Annotated in this window: 19 protein-coding genes; 14 read left to right on the forward strand and 5 right to left on the reverse strand. The window is 47.8% G+C overall.

Annotated elements, in window-relative coordinates; all coding sequences use genetic code 11:
- Nucleotides 1–16: 16 nt before the first annotated feature.
- Genes holA through leuS form a run of 3 tightly spaced genes read right to left on the reverse strand, consistent with a single transcriptional unit; the run spans nucleotide 17 to nucleotide 4,197 of the window.
- The gene (holA, locus tag METMI_RS0115765; protein WP_019867261.1) at nucleotides 17–1,042 is read right to left on the reverse strand and encodes a DNA polymerase III subunit delta; all 1,026 of its coding nucleotides are present in this window, start codon (nucleotides 1,040–1,042) and stop codon (nucleotides 17–19) included.
- 1 nt (nucleotide 1,043) lies between these two features.
- Nucleotides 1,044–1,538: an LPS-assembly lipoprotein LptE gene (locus tag METMI_RS0115770; RefSeq protein ID WP_019867262.1), complete on the reverse strand. Its 495-nt coding sequence runs from the start codon at nucleotides 1,536–1,538 to the stop codon at nucleotides 1,044–1,046.
- 13 nt (nucleotides 1,539–1,551) lie between these two features.
- On the reverse strand, nucleotides 1,552–4,197 hold the full coding sequence (gene leuS / locus METMI_RS0115775) for a leucine--tRNA ligase (protein WP_019867263.1): 2,646 nt from the start codon (nucleotides 4,195–4,197) through the stop codon (nucleotides 1,552–1,554).
- A gap of 82 nt (nucleotides 4,198–4,279) precedes the next feature.
- Between leuS and METMI_RS0115780 the strand changes: the two genes are divergently transcribed.
- From METMI_RS0115780 to METMI_RS0115820, 9 genes are all read left to right on the forward strand, one after another.
- The gene (locus METMI_RS0115780; RefSeq protein ID WP_019867264.1) at nucleotides 4,280–4,765 is read left to right on the forward strand and encodes a zinc ribbon-containing protein; all 486 of its coding nucleotides are present in this window, start codon (nucleotides 4,280–4,282) and stop codon (nucleotides 4,763–4,765) included.
- A gap of 39 nt (nucleotides 4,766–4,804) precedes the next feature.
- Entirely contained in the window at nucleotides 4,805–5,587 is a 783-nt protein-coding gene (locus tag METMI_RS0115785) for a ParA family protein (RefSeq protein WP_019867265.1), read from the forward strand.
- A 47-nt stretch (nucleotides 5,588–5,634) separates the two neighbouring features.
- Nucleotides 5,635–6,777 carry a GNAT family N-acetyltransferase gene (locus METMI_RS0115790; protein ID WP_019867266.1) on the forward strand — a complete coding sequence of 381 codons (1,143 nt, stop codon included), beginning with the start codon at nucleotides 5,635–5,637 and terminating at the stop codon, nucleotides 6,775–6,777.
- Between the two features lie 96 nt (nucleotides 6,778–6,873).
- Nucleotides 6,874–7,044 carry a rubredoxin gene (locus tag METMI_RS0115795; protein ID WP_019867267.1) on the forward strand — a complete coding sequence of 57 codons (171 nt, stop codon included), beginning with the start codon at nucleotides 6,874–6,876 and terminating at the stop codon, nucleotides 7,042–7,044.
- Nucleotides 7,045–7,348: 304 nt separating this feature from the next.
- Nucleotides 7,349–9,025, forward strand: coding sequence for an ABC transporter ATP-binding protein/permease (locus METMI_RS0115800; RefSeq protein WP_232215239.1), 1,677 nt, complete (start codon nucleotides 7,349–7,351; stop codon nucleotides 9,023–9,025).
- Nucleotides 9,026–9,095: 70 nt separating this feature from the next.
- Nucleotides 9,096–10,217: a glycoside hydrolase family 5 protein gene (locus tag METMI_RS0115805; RefSeq protein ID WP_019867269.1), complete on the forward strand. Its 1,122-nt coding sequence runs from the start codon at nucleotides 9,096–9,098 to the stop codon at nucleotides 10,215–10,217.
- 63 nt (nucleotides 10,218–10,280) lie between these two features.
- Nucleotides 10,281–11,357 carry a PA0069 family radical SAM protein gene (locus tag METMI_RS0115810; RefSeq protein WP_156829874.1) on the forward strand — a complete coding sequence of 359 codons (1,077 nt, stop codon included), beginning with the start codon at nucleotides 10,281–10,283 and terminating at the stop codon, nucleotides 11,355–11,357.
- Between the two features lie 150 nt (nucleotides 11,358–11,507).
- Nucleotides 11,508–11,723, forward strand: coding sequence for an addiction module protein (locus tag METMI_RS0115815; RefSeq protein ID WP_019867271.1), 216 nt, complete (start codon nucleotides 11,508–11,510; stop codon nucleotides 11,721–11,723).
- Nucleotides 11,720–12,013: a type II toxin-antitoxin system RelE/ParE family toxin gene (locus tag METMI_RS0115820; protein WP_019867272.1), complete on the forward strand. Its 294-nt coding sequence runs from the start codon at nucleotides 11,720–11,722 to the stop codon at nucleotides 12,011–12,013. Before METMI_RS0115815 ends, METMI_RS0115820 begins: the two co-directional genes overlap by 4 nt.
- 22 nt (nucleotides 12,014–12,035) lie before the next feature.
- Here the strand turns inward: METMI_RS0115820 and METMI_RS0115825 are convergent, their stop codons facing one another.
- Nucleotides 12,036–12,359 carry a type II toxin-antitoxin system HicB family antitoxin gene (locus METMI_RS0115825; RefSeq protein ID WP_019867273.1) on the reverse strand — a complete coding sequence of 108 codons (324 nt, stop codon included), beginning with the start codon at nucleotides 12,357–12,359 and terminating at the stop codon, nucleotides 12,036–12,038.
- Between the two features lie 454 nt (nucleotides 12,360–12,813).
- On the opposite strand from METMI_RS0115825, the gene METMI_RS0115835 reads away from it, so the two are divergent.
- The 5 genes from METMI_RS0115835 (at nucleotide 12,814) to METMI_RS28310 (ending at nucleotide 16,866) form a co-directional block, all read left to right on the forward strand.
- On the forward strand, nucleotides 12,814–13,047 hold the full coding sequence (locus METMI_RS0115835; protein WP_019867275.1) for a hypothetical protein: 234 nt from the start codon (nucleotides 12,814–12,816) through the stop codon (nucleotides 13,045–13,047).
- A gap of 147 nt (nucleotides 13,048–13,194) precedes the next feature.
- Entirely contained in the window at nucleotides 13,195–15,117 is a 1,923-nt protein-coding gene (locus METMI_RS0115840) for a Piwi domain-containing protein (RefSeq protein WP_019867276.1), read from the forward strand.
- 10 nt (nucleotides 15,118–15,127) lie between these two features.
- Complete coding sequence (locus tag METMI_RS24330; RefSeq protein WP_083930351.1) at nucleotides 15,128–16,171, forward strand: SIR2 family protein; 1,044 nt, start codon at nucleotides 15,128–15,130, stop codon at nucleotides 16,169–16,171.
- Between the two features lie 135 nt (nucleotides 16,172–16,306).
- On the forward strand, nucleotides 16,307–16,669 hold the full coding sequence (locus METMI_RS0115855) for a DUF1902 domain-containing protein (RefSeq protein ID WP_019867279.1): 363 nt from the start codon (nucleotides 16,307–16,309) through the stop codon (nucleotides 16,667–16,669).
- Nucleotides 16,669–16,866, forward strand: a complete 198-nt coding sequence (locus tag METMI_RS28310; RefSeq protein WP_019867280.1) for a type II toxin-antitoxin system HicA family toxin — start codon at nucleotides 16,669–16,671, stop codon at nucleotides 16,864–16,866. The genes METMI_RS0115855 and METMI_RS28310 overlap by 1 nt, the downstream gene beginning before the upstream one ends.
- A 100-nt stretch (nucleotides 16,867–16,966) precedes the next feature.
- Here METMI_RS28310 and dbpA read toward each other — a convergent pair whose 3' ends face one another.
- Nucleotides 16,967–18,349 (reverse strand): ATP-dependent RNA helicase DbpA, encoded by a 1,383-nt coding sequence (dbpA, locus tag METMI_RS0115865; RefSeq protein WP_019867281.1) that lies wholly within the window; start codon nucleotides 18,347–18,349, stop codon nucleotides 16,967–16,969.
- Nucleotides 18,350–18,516: the final 167 nt, after the last annotated feature.

The following is an 18,516-nucleotide window of genomic DNA, read 5'->3' on the forward strand; positions in this document are numbered from 1 at the left end:
TTATGACATCCATGGTTCAGCCGATGGGGGCCATAACGGGAACTGATGCAAACACCAGGCAAAGCACCCTTAAGGTTTCCCAAACATCACCTGCTTGCTGGCCTTTGCTTTGCCGGTCAGCCTTTGCGCTTAACACCAGCACTTTGTCCAGGTCGCTGTCGCTTAACCTTTGCAAAGCTTCGCTCACCAAGGGTTTGCGTTTGTCCCAAATTTGGTGGTTTTTAAAAGCGGTTTCCAAGCCCTGGCCTTGTACGACGGCCCATTTTATTTTCACCAAAGTCCTGGCTTCGCGCATGATCGCCCATAATATCACTGGCGGGGCAACGCCTTCGGCATGTAGGCCGGATAAGATTTTCAAAATACGGTTGGGTTTGCCCGCCAGGATACTGTCCATCAATTTAAAGACATCATAGCGGGAGCTGTCCGCAACAGCGGTTTCGATTTGCTGCGTGTCCAGTGCCCCGTCCCCATATAGCACGTACAGTTTTTCAATTTCCTGTGCGGCCGCCAGTAAGTTGCCCTCGACGCGGGACGCCAATAACCTTAGGCCGGCCTGTCCGGTCTGCAAGCCACGCGATGACAAACGCTGTTGTAACCAGCGCAGTAAATCTTGGCCTTCCAACGCCCGCACCTGAATGGTCACCCCGGCTTTATCTAGCGCCTGGAACCATTTGCTTTTTAGCGATTCTTTGCTGAGCTTGCCGGCAGTCACCAATAACAAGGACGTTTCCGGCGGGCGTCCGCAATACGCCGTCAAGGCCTTCGCGCCTTCAATTCCAGGGGTGCTTGAAGACAAGCGTAGCTCGATAATTTGTTTATCCGCAAAAATGGACATGGAATCGGCGGCCATGCCCAACTGGTTCCAAGCAAACCCCGTATCAACCGAAAATATCTCACGGGAAGTGAAGCCGGCCTGGCGGGCGGCTGTCCTAATGGTGTCGGCGGCTTCACCGATCTGCAGGGGTTCATCGCCACTGATAAAATAAACGGGTGCCAAACTTTTTTGCAAAGCAGGTTTAAGTTGCTCAGTTTTAAGTTGCATGCTATTTGGTGTTGGCTACCAGTACGGCCTGGATACGGTCTATCATCATGCGCACGGCTTGGTGGTACATTTCGTTGCGGATGACTTGCTGCTCGTTATCCTTGGCGACCATATCCTGTTGGTCATTAAAATATTCCCTTTTTATTTCAAGTGGTTGGCTTTCTATTAGCACGGAATTATCGGCTTTCGCCAAGGTATAGTTCAGGCGGTAATACAGCTCCAGCTCATTCGACCGGCCCCTCGCGCTCAGGGACAGCACCCGTTGGTCATTGTTTTCGTTAGCGATCCTGATGAAGACACTGGCCGCGTCAGGCGAACTGACCAGTTCGCCTGACGCGGTGCGCAAGACCTTCCTGAATTGTTCGCGCAATTGCATGGATGCGCCTTCCAGATAAACTTTTTTTAAGCCTTCCGGCAAATCCACCGCACCGCGCAGATGGTAACCGCAGGCACTGAGGAATAAGGCAAAAATAAAGATAAAAGTTTTGGGCGCCATCAAGCAGTTCCTTTTAAATAACGATATTGATGAGTTTTTTTGGGACGACGATGATTTTTTTGATCGGCGCCCCCTCAAGGAAGCGCTGCACTTGCGCGTCAGCCAGCGCCATCGCTTGCACTTCATCGTTGGACGTGCCGACCGGCACGGCGATTTTGCCGCGCAGCTTGCCGTTGACCTGCACCATCATTTCCAGCTCGTCTTGCACCAAGGCGGCCTCATCGACCTGAGGCCAGGTTTCGGTCATCACGGCTTTTTCATGGCCTAATGCCTGCCACAAGCTGTGGCAGATATGCGGCACGATAGGCGACAACATCAGCACTATCGCTTCCAACACTTCTTGGCTGATGGCCTTGCCATTGGCGGATTCATCAGTGAATTTGGACATCGTGTTGATCAGTTCCATGTTCGCGGCGATGGCGGTGTTGAAAATCGTCCGCACGCCGACATCATGGCTGACTTTTTGGATGGTCTGGTGCAATTGGCGGCGGACGTTGCGTTGTTCAGGTGTCAAAGTTGCTTTATCGACCGTTGATGCCGCCAAACCGGAACTGACATGCAAATGCACTTGCCGCCACAGCCGTTTCAGGAAGCGGAACGCGCCTTCCACGCCGCTATCCGACCAGGCCAAGGATTGCTCAGGCGGCGCGGCGAACATGATGAACAAACGCACCGTGTCCGCCCCATACTGGTCGATCAGCACTTGCGGGTCGACACCGTTGTTTTTGGATTTGGACATTTTTTCGATATGCCCCACGGTGACTTCCGAACCGTCGGTTTTCAACTTGGCACTGATGATTTTGCCTTTTTTATCACATTCAACATCGACTTGGGTCAGGTTGTAATACTGTTTGTGGCCGTGGCCGTTAAGCTGATAAAAAGTCTCGGCAACCACCATGCCTTGGGTCAACAATTTTTTGAACGGCTCGTCACAGGTGATTAAACCTTCGTCACGCAATAGCTTGGTGTAAAACCGTGCATATAACAAATGCAAAATCGCATGTTCGATACCGCCGATGTAATAATTGACCGGCAACCAATGGTTGGCCTTGGTGTCTAGCATGGCGTTGCCGGGCTGGCTGGCGAACCGGGCGAAATACCAGGACGATTCCATGAAGGTGTCGAAAGTGTCGGTTTCGCGCCGCGCGGGTTTGCCACAAGTCGGGCAAGTGGTTTTGGAGAAGGTCGGATGCGCGACCAGCGGCGATTGTGAACCGTCCAACACCACATCACGCGGCAGGGTGACAGGCAAGTCTTGTTCCGGCACAGGCACAGTGCCGCAGCCGTCGCAATAAATGACCGGGATCGGTGCGCCCCAATAGCGTTGGCGGGACACGCCCCAATCACGCAGGCGGAAATTGGTCTTGCGTGTACCTTTTCCATCTTGCTCTAATTTTTTGGCAATTGCATCGAATGCCACCTTAAAGGGCATTCCATTAAATTCATCACTTGAGTTAATCAATTTGCCATTTTTTGTTGCGTACCAATCTTGCCATTTATCATTAGTCCAGAGCTCAGATTCACAACGGATCATAGATGATATTTGTGCTGGGTAAGTAGGCAAAGGAGGTGTTTCTTCAATTACCTGCCTCATTGGAATACTGTATTTTCTAGCAAACTCGTAATCGCGTTGATCGTGAGCCGGCACCGACATCACCGCGCCTGTTCCATAACCCATCAGCACGAAATTGGCGATCCACACGGGCACGGCTTCGCCAGTGATCGGATGCAGGGCAGAGATGCCGGACGCGACACCGCGTTTTTCCATGGTTTCCATCGCCGCTTCGGAGGTTTCCATCATTTTGCATTCGTGGATAAACGCTTCGATTTCAGGATGGGTTTCGGCGGCTTTCAAGGCCAGCGGGTGTTCGGCGGCAACCGCAAGGTAAGTCACGCCCATCAAGGTGTCAGGGCGGGTGGTGTAAATGCGCACAGGTTCGCCCAGCTCAGGCACGGCAAAATCCATTTCTACGCCTTCCGAGCGCCCTATCCAGTTGGCCTGCATGGTCTTGACCTGTTCAGGCCAACCGTCCAATGTGTCTAACGCGGTCAATAATTCTTCGGCATACGCGGTGATTTTCAAAAACCATTGGGCGATTTCCTTGCGTTCGACTTGGGTGTCGCAACGCCAGCAACAGCCGTCAATGACCTGCTCGTTCGCCAGCACGGTCATGTCGTTCGGGCACCAGTTGACGGGCGCGGTTTTTTTGTAAACCAAGCCTTTTTCCAGCAATTTCAGGAAGAACCATTGCTCCCATTTATAATAGCTAGGGTCGCAAGTGGCGATTTCCCTATCCCAATCATAACCAAACCCTAAGCGTTTGAGCTGGTCGCGCATGTAGTCGATATTGCTGTACGTCCAGTCGGCAGGATGGACATTGTTTTGCATCGCGGCATTTTCGGCGGGCAGGCCAAAGGCATCCCAGCCCATGGGTTGCAAGACATTTTTGCCCAACATACGTTGATAGCGGCTGATCACATCGCCAATCGTGTAGTTGCGGACATGGCCCATGTGCAGTTTGCCGCTAGGGTAGGGGAACATCGACAGGCAATAGTACTTGTCTGCTGTAGAAGATTCTGAAGCTTTGAATACGCCGGAATGTTCCCAAGCGTTTTGCGCGTCTTGCTCAATCATGAGCGGTTGATAATTTTCTTGCATCCTTCTCGTCTTTTACCGATCAAAAGCGTTAGAATACCGTACACTTGCTTAAATCTAAAGCGCCATTTTCAGGAGTTGGACTATGAATAAAAATAAACTTATCAATGCTTACCTAGAACTGATGAACCATCTTTACGAAGCGATGGACGACACCTTGCATTCGTTTGCCGACAGTCTGGAAATCGCCAAAGGAAAAATAAGCAAAGTCAGCAACTTGACCAGCGAGGAATTGGATAAAGTGGCGGGCTTTGTCAAACGCGATGTGGAGCATGCGGCGCATGGCTTGTCCGGCAGCACCGATAACGATTCCCTTAGCGAATGGTTTAAGTTTGATGTGCAATTGATAGAGAACTTTGCCCTGGACGCATTTTTAAGCCTTGCTGACAAAACCCGTATCGAATTGGCAAAACTTGAGCAATTGGCGACCAAGCATGTGTACCACAGCGGTGACATCACTAGCCCCGGCACTTTTATCTGCGATGCTTGCGGTAAGGAAATCGCCTTCAAAGCCGCCAGCGAAATCCCCGAATGCCCCTCTTGCCATGGCAACACTTTTGTCCGTATCTAACAATAGCCAAGGCTTAACCATAATTTAGCAGGAATAACCATGCGTAGAGTGATTTTTAATCAAAAAGGCGGTGTCGGCAAGTCAACAATCACCTGTAATCTGGCGGCCATCAGCGCTATGGAAGGCAAGCGGACGTTAGTGGTCGATTTGGATGTTCAAGGTAACTCCACGCAATACTTGTTGGGTAGTAAAGTCAGCGAAAGCGACAAAACTATTGCGCTGTTCTTCAAAAATTCCCTTAGCTTGTCATTGTTTGGTGGCAACAGTAATGCCTCGGGTTTGGAAGGCCTTATCCATGACACGCCTTTCCCGAATTTGTTTGTCATCCCTTCCCATCCTGAACTGGATCCCTTGCAAGGCCGTCTGGAATCGCGGTTTAAGATATTTAAACTCAAAGAGGCGTTGGAAAAATTGGCGGGTTTTGACAATATCTTCATCGACACCCCGCCGATCTTAAATTTCTATAGCCAATCCGCATTGATTGCGGCGGAAAAATGCCTGATTCCCTTCGATTGCGACACCTTTGCCAGGGAAGCCCTCTATACGCTGATGCATACGGTCGCCGAGGTCAAGGCCGACCATAACCAAAGCCTGGAAATTGAAGGCATCATCGTTAACCAGTACCAAAAACAGGCCAATTTGCCACGGCAATTGGTCGATGAGCTGATTGCGGAAGGCTTGCCAGTGCTCGCGGCGATGATTTCGCCTTCGGTCAAGGTCAGGGAATCCCATTCGGTATCGCAACCCTTAGTGCATTATGTGCCTAACCACAAATTAAGCGACGAATTCCGCGCCTTGTACGCGGAACTTCACACCCGTTAAACCTTATCCTGGCTTTCAAGTTTTTTACCCGTCCCCACTGATTGGCCATGGAAGTGAAACTGCTTGAAAGCCTTAGCCAAGTGGATGCCGCGTCTTGGAATGGCTTGGCAAAGGGTGCTTACCCGTTCTTACGCCATGAGTTCCTGCTTGCCTTAGAACAATCCGGTGCCGTGTCCGAAAAATCGGGCTGGCTGCCCAGGCATCTGTTGGTTTTCAATGCTGGCGAACTCTGCGCCATCATGCCGATGTACCTTAAATACCATTCGCGTGGCGAATATGTGTTTGACCAGCAATGGGCCAATGCTTACCACCAACACGGTCTGGACTATTACCCCAAGTGGCTGGCCGCCATCCCGTTCACGCCCTGCCAAGGCCCGCGTTTTGCCGTTAAGCCGGGCGTCAATGCTGATGAAACCCTGGTGTTGCTGCTTGCCACCGTAAAACAACTGGCCCTGCAATATGGCGTCTCGTCTTGGCATTGCCTGTTCCCTGATCCCCAACAGCTTGCGTTGCTGCAAAACGCACAATTAAGTATCCGTGAGGGTGTGCAGTTCCAGTGGTTTAACAAAGGCTATGGGCATTTTGATGATTTTTTGCAAACCTTAAGCGCCAGCAAACGCAAAATGGTCAAGCGGGAGCGGCGCAAGGTCATAGGGCAAGGTGTCCAATTGCAAAAAATTCAAGGAAAGGACATTAGTGAAGGGCAGTGGCAGGTGTTCTTCCAATTTTACGCCCTCACTTATCTAAAAAAAGGCTCCCAGCCGTATTTGAACTTGGCCTTTTTCCGGCAAATTGCAGAAACTATGCCCGGGCAACTCTTGTTGGTTTTTGCACTTAAAGACGGTAGCCCGGTCGGTGCCGCATTAAGTTTTATTGGCGAAGACACCTTATACGGGCGTTATTGGGGGTGTTACGAAGAATATGATTCCCTGCATTTTGAAGCCTGTTACTACCAGGGCATTGATTACTGCATAGAACATGGGCTGGCCAAGTTTGATTCCGGTGCGCAGGGTGAGCATAAAATTGCGCGTGGTTTTGAGCCTGTGACAACCTATTCCGCACACTGGATCCAAGATGGGCGATTCGCTGAAGCCATTGCCGATTTTTTACGCCGTGAGCGGTTGGAGGTGCAAACCTATAAAGCCGAAGCGGCCACGTATTTACCCTTTAAAAAGTGCGGGGCAGATTAGCATTGAAAATTATGCTGAAAATGTTACAGTCGGATAAGCCAACGACGAAAAGGGCGATACGGCTTTCTCACAACTATATCGATACAGGAAATGACTATGTCTGAATACAAAAAATACGCATGTGAAGTTTGCGGCCATGTTTATGATGAAGCGGAAGGCGACCCGGATGCTGATATTGCCCCGGGGACACGGTGGGAAGATGTGCCGGATGATTGGCGCTGCCCTGATTGCAGGGTCGGTAAGGAAGATTTTGTCTTGATGGATTAATTAGATAGGGATGCGGTTAATGGATATGAACAATCCTTTAACATGGAAATTTTGATGGCTTTAGGGTGATACTGGGCTTGACGTTCCGTCCTTAATAATAAAAACAAAAATAATAAAAACAAAAAAACACCTAACCGTAGACGAAGACGCGGCATTTACAATAACAATAAACGCCACTATGCGCTTCCTGCGTTTCTACACTAACCCGGTATTATCACAGTATAAATAACAACTTAAAGACAAAACTGTGCTGGTGCCACGTCCATAAGGAGTAAGGCTTATGTGGTATAAAAACGGATTTTTTATGCAATTTATACGTTTGGCGGGGCCATTCTGGTGCTCCGAAAATCGGGCCAAAATACGTTTACAAACGCTGTTGCTCATTGCTTTGACCGTGATGCAAATGATGCTTGCGGTGATCATCACTGAATGGAGCGCCGCACTGTTTGACGCCTTGGAACAGCATTCCATGTCCGGTTTGCTGAAAGAAATGGCCTTGCTGGCGCTAATTTTTGCCGCCAGTATGGCGGTCACCGTCAACCATCTGAAAATCAAGCGGCGTCTGCAAGTTGACTGGCGTGCTTGGTTGACTGAACGGGTCACGGGGCTATGGATGAGGGAAGGGCGGCATTACCAGGTGACCCATATCCAGTCTGCCGAACACGATAACCCCGACGGGCGCATCGCCGAAGATATCCGCATTGCCACTGAAGAAGCGATTGCCTTGTCCCACTCGCTTTTTTATAGCCTGCTGCTGATAGCCAGTTTCACGACAATACTCTGGGATATTTCCGGCACGGTCACGCTGGATGTCGGCTTGTTCAGCTTGACGATCCATGGTTATCTGGTCTGGGCGGCCATTATTTATGCCGTTAGCGCGTCTTTCCTGGGTTGGCGTATTGGCCAGCCATTGACCCAAGCGACCGATGCCCGGCAGACCGTTGAGGCCAACTTCCGTTTTGATTTGGCCACCGCCCGTGAAAACTCCCAAGCCATTGCCCTGATTTACGGGGAAAGCACGCAACGCAAACATCTTCAGGGATTGTTTGGCGACATTGTCGAAGCCTTCCATAAGCAAACCCGCGCCATGTCGAACATCATGCTGTTCACCTCCGGGTATTCGGTGCTGTCGATGGCCTTCCCCGTGCTGATGTCAGCCCCCCGTTATATTCTCGGTAGCATTAGCTTAGGTAGCTTGATGCAATCCGTGCAAGCTTTTCAGCAAACCACCTCCGCGTTATCTTGGCCGGTTGACAATATGTCCGCAGTCGCCCAATGGCGCGCTTCGGTCGAAAGGGTGTTAAGCCTGGTCAAGGCGTTGGACGACCTTGAGCAAGAACTCTCCCGCCCCGACCCCTACCGTATCGCCCTGGAAAGGACTGACCAACCGTTCTTGCGTTTTCACAACCTGTGCCTTGCCAAACTTGACCGCAAGGTTTGCATGTCCGCGTTTAACGAAGATATTAGGCCCGGTGAACATGTGTTGATGGAAGGTGATACGGCCACCGCCGCCAAATTGTTTAAGGCGGTCGCCGGATTATGGCCTTGGGGGGAAGGGCGCATCGAGTTGCCGGATAACGAGCCCATGTTCTTTATGCCGCCACGGCCTTATCTGCCGACGGGCACGCTCCGCGACGCCGTTTGCTATCCCGATGACCCGATAGATGTTGATCAAAACGAACTGCAACAGATTATGGAATTGGTGGGGCTTACCGAATTGATCGGGCAGCTTGACCGGGTGGAATCATGGGATACCGCCCTGCCGCGCGAACAGCAGCAACGTTTAGGTGTGGCCCGGTTGCTGTTAAAAAAACCCAAATGGATCCTGTTGCAAGAATCCCTGGATTCGCTTTCGCCAAACGGTGAGTCAGACATGTACCGCCTGATTTGCCAACAATTGCCGAACGCCACACTTCTGACGACCAGCAACCAACCAACGGCGGAGCCTTTTCATGAGCGGCGGATCGCATTGGGCTCTTGAACGGCATCCTGGCGGCATTGCCAAATGTCCTGGCAATCCCGCTTCACCCCTTAACCGATAGTGAATTAAGATGAAAACAACTTTCGCAAACAAATTTGGCAAAAAATTGCGCGGCGTCAACCTGGGCAGTTGGTTGGTCATTGAAAAATGGATGGTGCCCAGCCTATTTGACGGTCTGGAAGCGACCGATGAAACTTCCTACTGCGTGGAATTGGGCGAACGTGCCGCAGAAACCTTGACGCACCATTGGAACACCTTCATCACCCGCGCTGATTTTGAATGGATAGCCGCCAGGGGCCTTAATGCCGTGCGCATCCCTTTAGGGCATTGGATATTCGGCCACGATTACCCCTATCACCGCGCGTATGGCGATGCAAGATACCCGTTTGTGCAAGGCGGCATTGATGTCCTTGACCGCGCCTTCGATTGGGCGGAAGAATTTGGCCTGCATATCGTGTTGGACTTGCATGCCGCACCAGGCTGCCAAAACGGTTTCGACAACGGCGGCATTAAGGACGTGTGCGAATGGCACACCCAAGACGCCTATATCAACCATGCCTTATCCGTGCTGGAACGCTTGGCGGAACGCTACCACACCCGCCCTGCCTTACATGCCATCGAGACCCTCAACGAACCGCGTTGGGACATCCCGACCGATTTGTTAAAAAAATACCATACCGATGCCTACCACCGTATCCGCAAATACTGCCCGCCTGAAGACGTCGCCGTAGTTTTCCATGATGGTTTCCGTTCCTACACCGAATACAGCGGCTTCATGGCCGGACCTGAATTCCGCAATGTCATTTTCGACATCCACCGCTACCAGTGTTTCGTCCGCGAAGATATTGATTTGGACGTGCAAGGCCACCTTGAAAAAACCGTCGTCGAATGGAAAAACGAAGCCGACGACATCAACAATGACCGTGGCGTATGGACCGTGGTCGGCGAATGGAGCTTGGGGATTGATTTGCGGGTCGTGTCACTGTGGGCGAACGGCCCGTTCAACCACGCATTGGAAGGGCTTGATGATTTTCAAACCGAGGTTGCCTACCGCGCCCACGCCGGCGCACAGCTGATCACCTTTGAAAAATACCTGGGCTGGTTTTTTTGGAGCTACAAAACCGAAACCACACCGGCGTGGTGTTTTCGTGAAGGTGTGCAAAGGGGCTGGTTGCCCGACCAATTTGTATGATGCCAGCAACGTTTGGGCTAACCGTTTAGGTTGTGGCCACTTGCCATCACAAGCATGACGGATATGCCAAAACCCTTAGTTTATAAAGGCCGCGCCAGCATCAGCAATGCCGCCGGACGTTACGAAAAGCAAGGCAGCGTGGCGGAAGACGACGGCTGGGGCAGCCTGGATGCCGACTTGCCGCCGCTGAGAACCGAAACCATCATCGACAGCAGCAAGTCGGTGGTCAGCTACAATGATTCGCCGGATTTGCCCTTTGACCGCTCCATCAACCCCTACCGGGGCTGCGAACACGGCTGCATTTATTGCTTTGCCAGGCCTTCCCACGCCTATTTGGGCATGTCGCCTGGCCTTGATTTTGAAAGCCGCATCCTGATCAAACCCGATGCCGCGCGGGTGTTGCGCGAAGAGCTAGGCAAACGCAATTACCGTTGTGCGCCCTTGGCCTTGGGGACGAACACCGACCCCTATCAGCCGCTAGAACGCCAGCACAAAATCATGCGGCAACTATTGGAAGTGCTGGCGGAAACCCGGCATCCGCTGAGCATCGTCACCAAATCGGCATTGGTCGAGCGCGATATTGACCTGCTGTCGGAAATGGCGGGGCAGGGCTTGGTGTCGGTTTTCCTTTCGGTCACGACGCTGGACAAGGGGTTGGCAAGTACATTGGAACCCCGCGCCGCCGCGCCGCAACGGCGCTTGGAGGCCTTGGCGAAATTGCGCGAAGCGGGCATTCCGGCAGGCGTGATGGTCGCGCCCGTAATCCCGGCCTTAAACGACCACGAGCTGGAAAGCATCGTCAAAGCCGCCCACGCCGCCGGGGCGATGGGCGCCGAATACATCCTTCTAAGGTTACCGATGGAAGTTGCCGGATTGTTTGAAGAATGGTTGCATGGGCATTACCCGCTCAAAGCCGGGCATGTGTTGAACCTGATCCGCGAATGCCGGGGCGGCAAAACCTATGATCCGGCATTTCCCCAACGCATGACTGGCACTGGCAGTTACGCGGATTTGCTCGCCCAACGTTTCCGTTTGATTAGCAAACGTTTGCAATTGGATGGAGGCTTGCCCGCCTTGCGTACCGATTTGTTCCGCAAACCCGACGAAAGCGGGCAGATGAGTTTTGATTTTTTTGTTTGAGTTCCGGCAAATATGTTCATAATGGGAAATATGCCGGGTATCCATCCCGCCCTACTTGCGTGGCCTAGCGATGGGTTCATCTGACAGGGCAGTCACTTTATCCGCAGCCGATTTGAATTTTACCCATAAGTACAACAGGTGTTTCCCATTATGAACATAACCGAACTCCATAACCTACCTGCCATTGAAAAACTCAAGCTGATAGAAGCCCTTTGGGGCGATTTGGTCAGTGATGAAAGCAATTTGCCCAATTTGTCTTGGCATGAAACCGAGCTAAAAGAAACCGAGGGAAAATTTTTGGCTGGCGATATTGACGTGTTGGATTGGCAAGATGCCAAGAAAGCGCTACGTTCGCAATTTGAATGAAAATCCAAGTTTTCCGTTCTGCAATCGAAGACCTTGCCGCAGCGAGGCGGTTCTATGGCCGCCAAGCACCCGGTGTTGGCGACTATTTTTTCGATAGCTTGTTCGCCGAGATTGATTCATTGGCCCTCTACGCAGGCATCCATTCTGTCCATTTCGGATTTTACCGTTTGTTGGCCAAACGTTTTCCTTATGCCGTGTATTACAAAATTACGGGTGATACGGCAATCGTCTATCGCGTCCTTGATTGTCGGCGTGATCCAAACCGGATTCGGAAGGAATTATTGAAATAGTGAGTCCGTCGTGGAGAAAACTCTAACCCGCTAACTTTGCACTAGCCAAGCGGTTCAAACTGATACCTTGCTCTGCTGCTTGCATTGCCAAAGCGCGATGGATTTCTGGCGGAATCCTAACCCGAAATTCACCGCTGTAGTGTTTATCCGCCAAAGGCGTAGGGATGGTTTCGCCGTTGCTTTGCATATCAGCGATGACTTCCGCAACTACTTGCCGGATACCCGCTAAGGCTTCTTCTTGGCTGGGTGCTAACCACGAAAGCGATGGGAATTCAGTGCACAGTCCGATATGTTCATTATCTTCCGGTGACCAAGTGAGGCGGTAGGTGTAGTGGTCAATGTTCATTTTTGCGCTCCTTCAATTTGTCTATGGCTAGCAGCACTTGCCGGACTTGATAGGCCTTGGCCTTTCCTTTGTCATTTTGAATATTCACGCGAGGATCGCCAAGGGGTTTTGAATACGGTATGGCTGCTACCCGATTGTCGGGGGTTCCCAAAGAATTCCTCACAAATTTTGAGCAAGTCGGAATACCGCACATTGTTCGGTTCCCGGCGCATTTGTTCGAGTATTTTTTGGGAAGTGGTCATGCTTAAAATGGTATCAATAATGACACCATGGCGTCAATTGGGCTGGTTGATATTTTTCCGTAGGATCAGTTGGAGATAACCCGACAGATGCGCTTTGTGCCTCAGCACACACCCTATGGTGCTGTTGTTTTCCCTTGTGTAGATAGGATTTGACCTAGCATCCACTCAGTCCTATAGTTAAACTTAAACGGACATAAACTTAGGCCAAGCAAATGATTACAGCCAACGACTTAAAAACCAAAGGCATTGCCTGTTTGGAAGAAAGCCTAGCCATACAACCGGAAGCTGTTATTTCCGTCAATGGCAAAGAGTCCTTCGTGGTTATGAAAATTGACCATTACCATTACCTCCGTGAAATGGAATTGGAAGCGGCGTTTTATGAAGTCCAGCAAGATGTTGCAGCGGGGCGGTTTACTAAAGGCAGCATCGATCAACATGTGGACTAACTTTTTGCGGAATGAGCCACACCTTAATTTGAGAAATTTATATCACTTGCCAGTTTTGAGAGTGCTAGACGTACTTGCTCGAAAAGGTATTATTAAATTATCGGTAATATAAAATGAATGTATTCAGGAATACATGGAGGCGGAAGTATGGTTACAGATAAGAATTTGATGAATAAAATAACTTTAAATTTTTTGCCATTATCTGACCAAAATTTTACTATCACAATTTACCGAAAGGAGGCAAATAAAAGCCATGAAAGAAGTGAAACAGGCATTAGGTTCAGATTAAAGTTATCGAAATATAATAATTATCAGGAATTTGATATTAGTTGGAATAAACTCGATGGATTTGATGAATATATCTGCGATGCCAAAGAAAATTTTGATTTAACAAAGCGGTACTTACTTCGTTCACTTGAAAACCGATTAGAAGAAGTTGCTTGTTCATTCCAATGGTATTTTCCACCGAAATCTTTCTATAACGAATTACGGTTTATTATCAAAGAATATAAAGAAGGTAATTCAGAAATCATATTAATGCCTTATTTTCTAAAAAATCACCTCGAATTTGGTTTCCTAATTCAACATCATTTCAAAGTAAATTCGAATCAGCCTTTTAATAGGGAAGTTCAGAAATTAAGCCTTTCTTTAGATAATAGGTACCAACAAAATCGTAGTTTTTATGGTGATAAATTCCGGCTTATTTCAGATTTTATAAATTCTGTTATCGCAAATCTTGGTAACTTATTCGAGGATATTTCGATTGTGACCAAACTTGCTGATACACCATCTGATAAACTAGATACAAAGCAATATAAATTTGGCGGTGGTAATCAATCAAGCTCTCCATTTGTTGGGATAAAGCAAAATGGCCCTTATAAAGTTGTATCAGATGAAGTGAAATATCTGTTTGTATTTACAGAACCTCTCCGTTCATTGGCTCGTGAAGTTTATTCTGGTTTGGATGGCAAATTATTTCATGGTATGTTTTCTGGATTAGAAAGTATGTTTAGTTTGCCATTTTCAAAAAACTGTGTGGAGTACAAATTAGTTATCAATTATAACAATGCTGAAATGGCAGAAGTTATTGAAAAAGCAGTAGAAATGATTGGTAAAAATAATTGCAAGGTATGTGTGCTAACTTTTTTTCCATCATTGTTGACGGAAGATAAAAATAAAGAAATATATTCACATTTGAAATTTCAAGCGATAAAGCATGGTTTTTATACTCAGACAATTACTCAAGAAACAATGGGTAAAAAAGAACAACTAAAATGGTCAATTGGTAATATTGGGCTTCAAATATTTAGCAAATTGGGAGGCATCCCATGGTTGCTTATACCTAGTCATGAAAAATGTTTGATATTTGGAATTGGAAGTGCCCATGAAAAAGATTCTGAGGGAAATATCATAAAGTACACTGCATATACCGTTTGTATTGATACAAAAGGAAATTTTAATCGCGTACAGCCACTGTCATCATCTGAAAATGAGGGTGAATATTTAATTCGTTTAAAGGAGGAACTGATCAAAATTATCTGCAGCGAGAATAATACACATATCGAAGAATGTGTTATTCACGTTCCTTATAAAGTCAGCCGACAAGAAGTGGATATTATTAAAAAATCCGTACAAGAGGTAACTGGGGACATAAGCTTTCAGATAAAGGTGATCAAAATAAATTCAAAACATAAATTTTTGGGTTTTAGTTACCACAACACCAAAATTCCTTATGAAAGTTCGATGGTACAGTTATCGAATACAGAATATCTAATTTGGACGGAAGGTTTGCAATACGGTAATCCAACAGTCAGTAGAAGAGTTTCAGAACCTTTACATGTCGAATTTTTGCATGGCTCAGAAAATAATTATGATGATGATAAATCTTATCTTCAGGATATTATTAATCTTACAGGAGCAAATTGGCGAGGTTTTAATTCTAAAGCACAACCCGTTTCAATTTACTATCCATGGCTGATAGCAACATTTATGAAGAGGTTCAGCAAATACGAGGCAGTAGGTGATTTTTCAATATTGTCTTGTGAATCATTTAACCCTTGGTTTCTATAAAAGTTAAATTATGAACCCTGAATCCGTAATTTTTCTATTAGGGGCTGGTGCAAGTTGTGATGCCGGTATTCCAATGGCTATTAAAATGAGCCAACAGACTGAGGAACTACTTGGTGAAAAGCCTGAACTTCGTGATTTATATTATTTTCTTAAAAGTTCAATTATGTATCAGCGAGGGCTTGAGGGGAATTTTGAAGATCCAGTAGGTATTGAAGATTTATTAGGTGTTATCGAAGAACTTAATCAAAAGCATAAAAACAAGTTATACCCGTTTGTAGGCGCGTGGAATACCCATCTTACAAAAGTTGCTGGATCAGAATTTAGGAATTTAGAAGAGCTGGATACATTAATTAGAAGTAATCTAATAGATTGGGTTAAACCCAAAAATTCCTTTAAAGACGGTAGCTATTTAAATGGACTAGGTAATTTCAAAAAGCAATATGGATATGCTATTCGAATATTCACTTTGAACTATGACCTTTTGTTAGAACGAAATCTTAAAAATTCAAATTATCGAGTCGAAACGGGATTTGATCCAATTGATTATAAGTGGGAAGCATCACGTTTTGAGAGGAATGAGGCTGAGGATGTTGATTTTTATCTTTATAAGATGCATGGATCAATTGATTGGGAGCGTGGCAGAACAGCTGAAGATTTTTTATATTGCAGAGATGATTCATGTAAAAATCCAGAACTAATTTTTGGCGTGAACTACAAATTAAATTCTGGTGATCCATATCTTTTCTATACTCATGAGTTAAGGAAATATTCACTTGAATCATCGACACGCCTAATTTTTTCAGTCGGTTATAGTTTTAGTGATGACTACATCAATAAATTATTAAGTCAGGCAATCAAGCGAGACCCTAGGAAGCGTATCGTAAATATTGATCCGAACGCAAAAAAAAATGAAGAGAAAATTTTACGCAAATTAGGTATTTCACCAGATTCTTTAGTTTCGATAGAAAAGAAAGGTAAGGAGTTTTTTGAAACCTACTTAACTATAGAAATATGTACGAACAATATTAGTGCAGAAAATGAGATGCCTTTTTGAATTAATATTTATAGCAAATAGCTTGCGTTACTAATAGTTAAGTCAAGAGCACTAGTTTTTACAATCCCGCCAGCCTGTAATACAAGCATTAGCCGTTTATAAAGATAAATTTTAATATAATCAATAAGGTAAAACATGAATATTACCATTGAAATCCCCGATGAAATGAACACCGAATTGGCGGGAATCAAAAACATCAATGCGTTTGTACTAAACACTTTAAAAACGGCTTTGGCGGCACAGACGCGTAAGCCGGTTGATTTATTTGAACCAACCGAGACTATTTTTGTGGTTGAGGTTTCTGTGTTGGATGGCATTTGGACGGCTGAATGTGACCCCTTGGGTTTGGTCACCGAGGCAGAAAGTTATGATGATTTGTTGGAACGAGTTTGGCAAATTGCGCCTGAACTGGCGGAATTAAATAACGTGGGTGTCGATGCTGAGAATCTTCGGTTGCGTTTTTCTCATGAACAAACCACGCATCCGGTGAAAGCTTAATGGTTTCAACGCTCTATCCGCAGTTGATTGAGCTGTTACGCGCTTCTGGTTGTGTTTTTGTCCGCCAAGGTAAGGGTAGCCATGAAATTTGGCGTAGCCCAATTAATCAGAAAATTTTCTGTGTGCCATTTACCATTAAGTCCAAACCAACGGCTAATGCCATACTCAAACAAGCTGGTTTGAAAACGAAAATTTAAAATTCGTAGGATGGGCTGAACGAAGGGAAGCCCATCATTGGGTATTGTCGAGTTTGATGGGCTTCCTTACGTCAGCCCATCCTACATTGTGCCTCAACCTTTATTTCGACTTCCGCACCATAAAACTCTTGCCCTTAATCTTGCCCTTTTTCAGCCAAGCCAAAGCCATATCAACACTATCTTGCCTGACCGCCACATAAGCCTGGTCGTCAAAAATATCAATTTTGCCGATGTCGCTGCCAGCTATGCCGCCTTCGCCCGTCAAGGCGCCCAAAATATCGCCCGGGCGGAGTTTGTTTTTACGTCCGCCGTCTATCCATAAAGTCGCCATGGGCGGCCTAAAGCGTTCTTCGTAAACCATTTGGAAGGGGGCGAGTTCGTCCCATTTGGCGGTCATGTTTTGGTACTCTTCTATGGCTTTGACGCGGTCTAGTTCCGCTGCTATGCACAGGCTTAAGGCTAGGCCTTGTTTGCCTGCGCGTCCGGTGCGGCCGATGCGGTGGACGTAAATTTCAGGATCCCAAGGCAGTTCGTAATTGATCACGGCTTGCAGGTCTTTGATGTCCAAACCCCGTGCGGCGACGTCGGTGGCGACTAAAATCGAACAGCTTTTATTGGCGAAACGCACTAGCACTTGGTCGCGTTGGTTTTGTTCCAAATCGCCGTGCAAGGCTTGTACGGAAAAGCCGCAGTTATCTAAAGCGGCGGCGATGTCTTGGCATTCGCGTTTGGTGTTGCAGAAAATCACTGTCGATTCGGGGCGGTGGTAGGCAAGCAAATAACCTAAGGCACTGAGGCGTTTGGATTTTTCGGTGTGGTAGAAATGTTGTTCGATGACGCTGTCGTGGTGGTGGCTGTCGATGCTGACGGTGATCGGCTGGTCTTGGAATTTTTTGCTGATTTCCCTAATCGGGTCGGAGTAGGTGGCGGAAAACAGCAGGGTTTGCCGCTGTTTGGGCGCGTAGGAAATCACGTCGGAAATGGCTTCGGCAAAGCCCATGTCCAACATGCGGTCGGCTTCGTCCAGCACTAGCGTTTGCAAATGGTTGAGACGGAGGTTACGTTTGCGCAAATGTTCCTGCAAACGGCCTGGCGTACCGACGACGATATGCACACCATGTTCCAAAGAATCAATTTGCGGCCTGCTCGGTACGCCGCCGCATAAGGACAGGATTTTGACATTTTGGGTAAACCGCGCCAGCAGACGCAATTCCTTGCAGACTTGGTCGGCCAGTTCGCGGGTTGGGCAAATCACCAAAGCCTGGACGCTGAAACGGCTAAAGTCGATGCGCGACAGCAAACCGATGCCAAACGCGGCGGTTTTGCCGCTGCCGGTTTTGGCTTGGGCGATGATGTCCTTGCCGTCAAGGATGTGCGGCAGGGCTTCGGCTTGGATAGGGGTCAGGCGGGTGTAGCCCAAGGAGGCAATGTTTTCGAGTAGGGCGGGGTCTAGCGGTAAGGATGAAAATTCGGCAGTATTCACAAAAGGCTCTTTTAGTCACGCGAAGGGCGGCGAACTGCCGCCATTCAATGGCTTATGATAACAATACTGGGGGGTAATCTATAGGATTAACTCGATTGGCGATAATTTTTCGGGTTAGGGTAAATTGTCCACGAAAGGCACGAAAACCAACAGTAGGCGCATTAGGC

This window comes from Methylovulum miyakonense HT12 (assembly GCF_000384075.1).
GTDB lineage: Bacteria > Pseudomonadota > Gammaproteobacteria > Methylococcales > Methylomonadaceae > Methylovulum > Methylovulum miyakonense.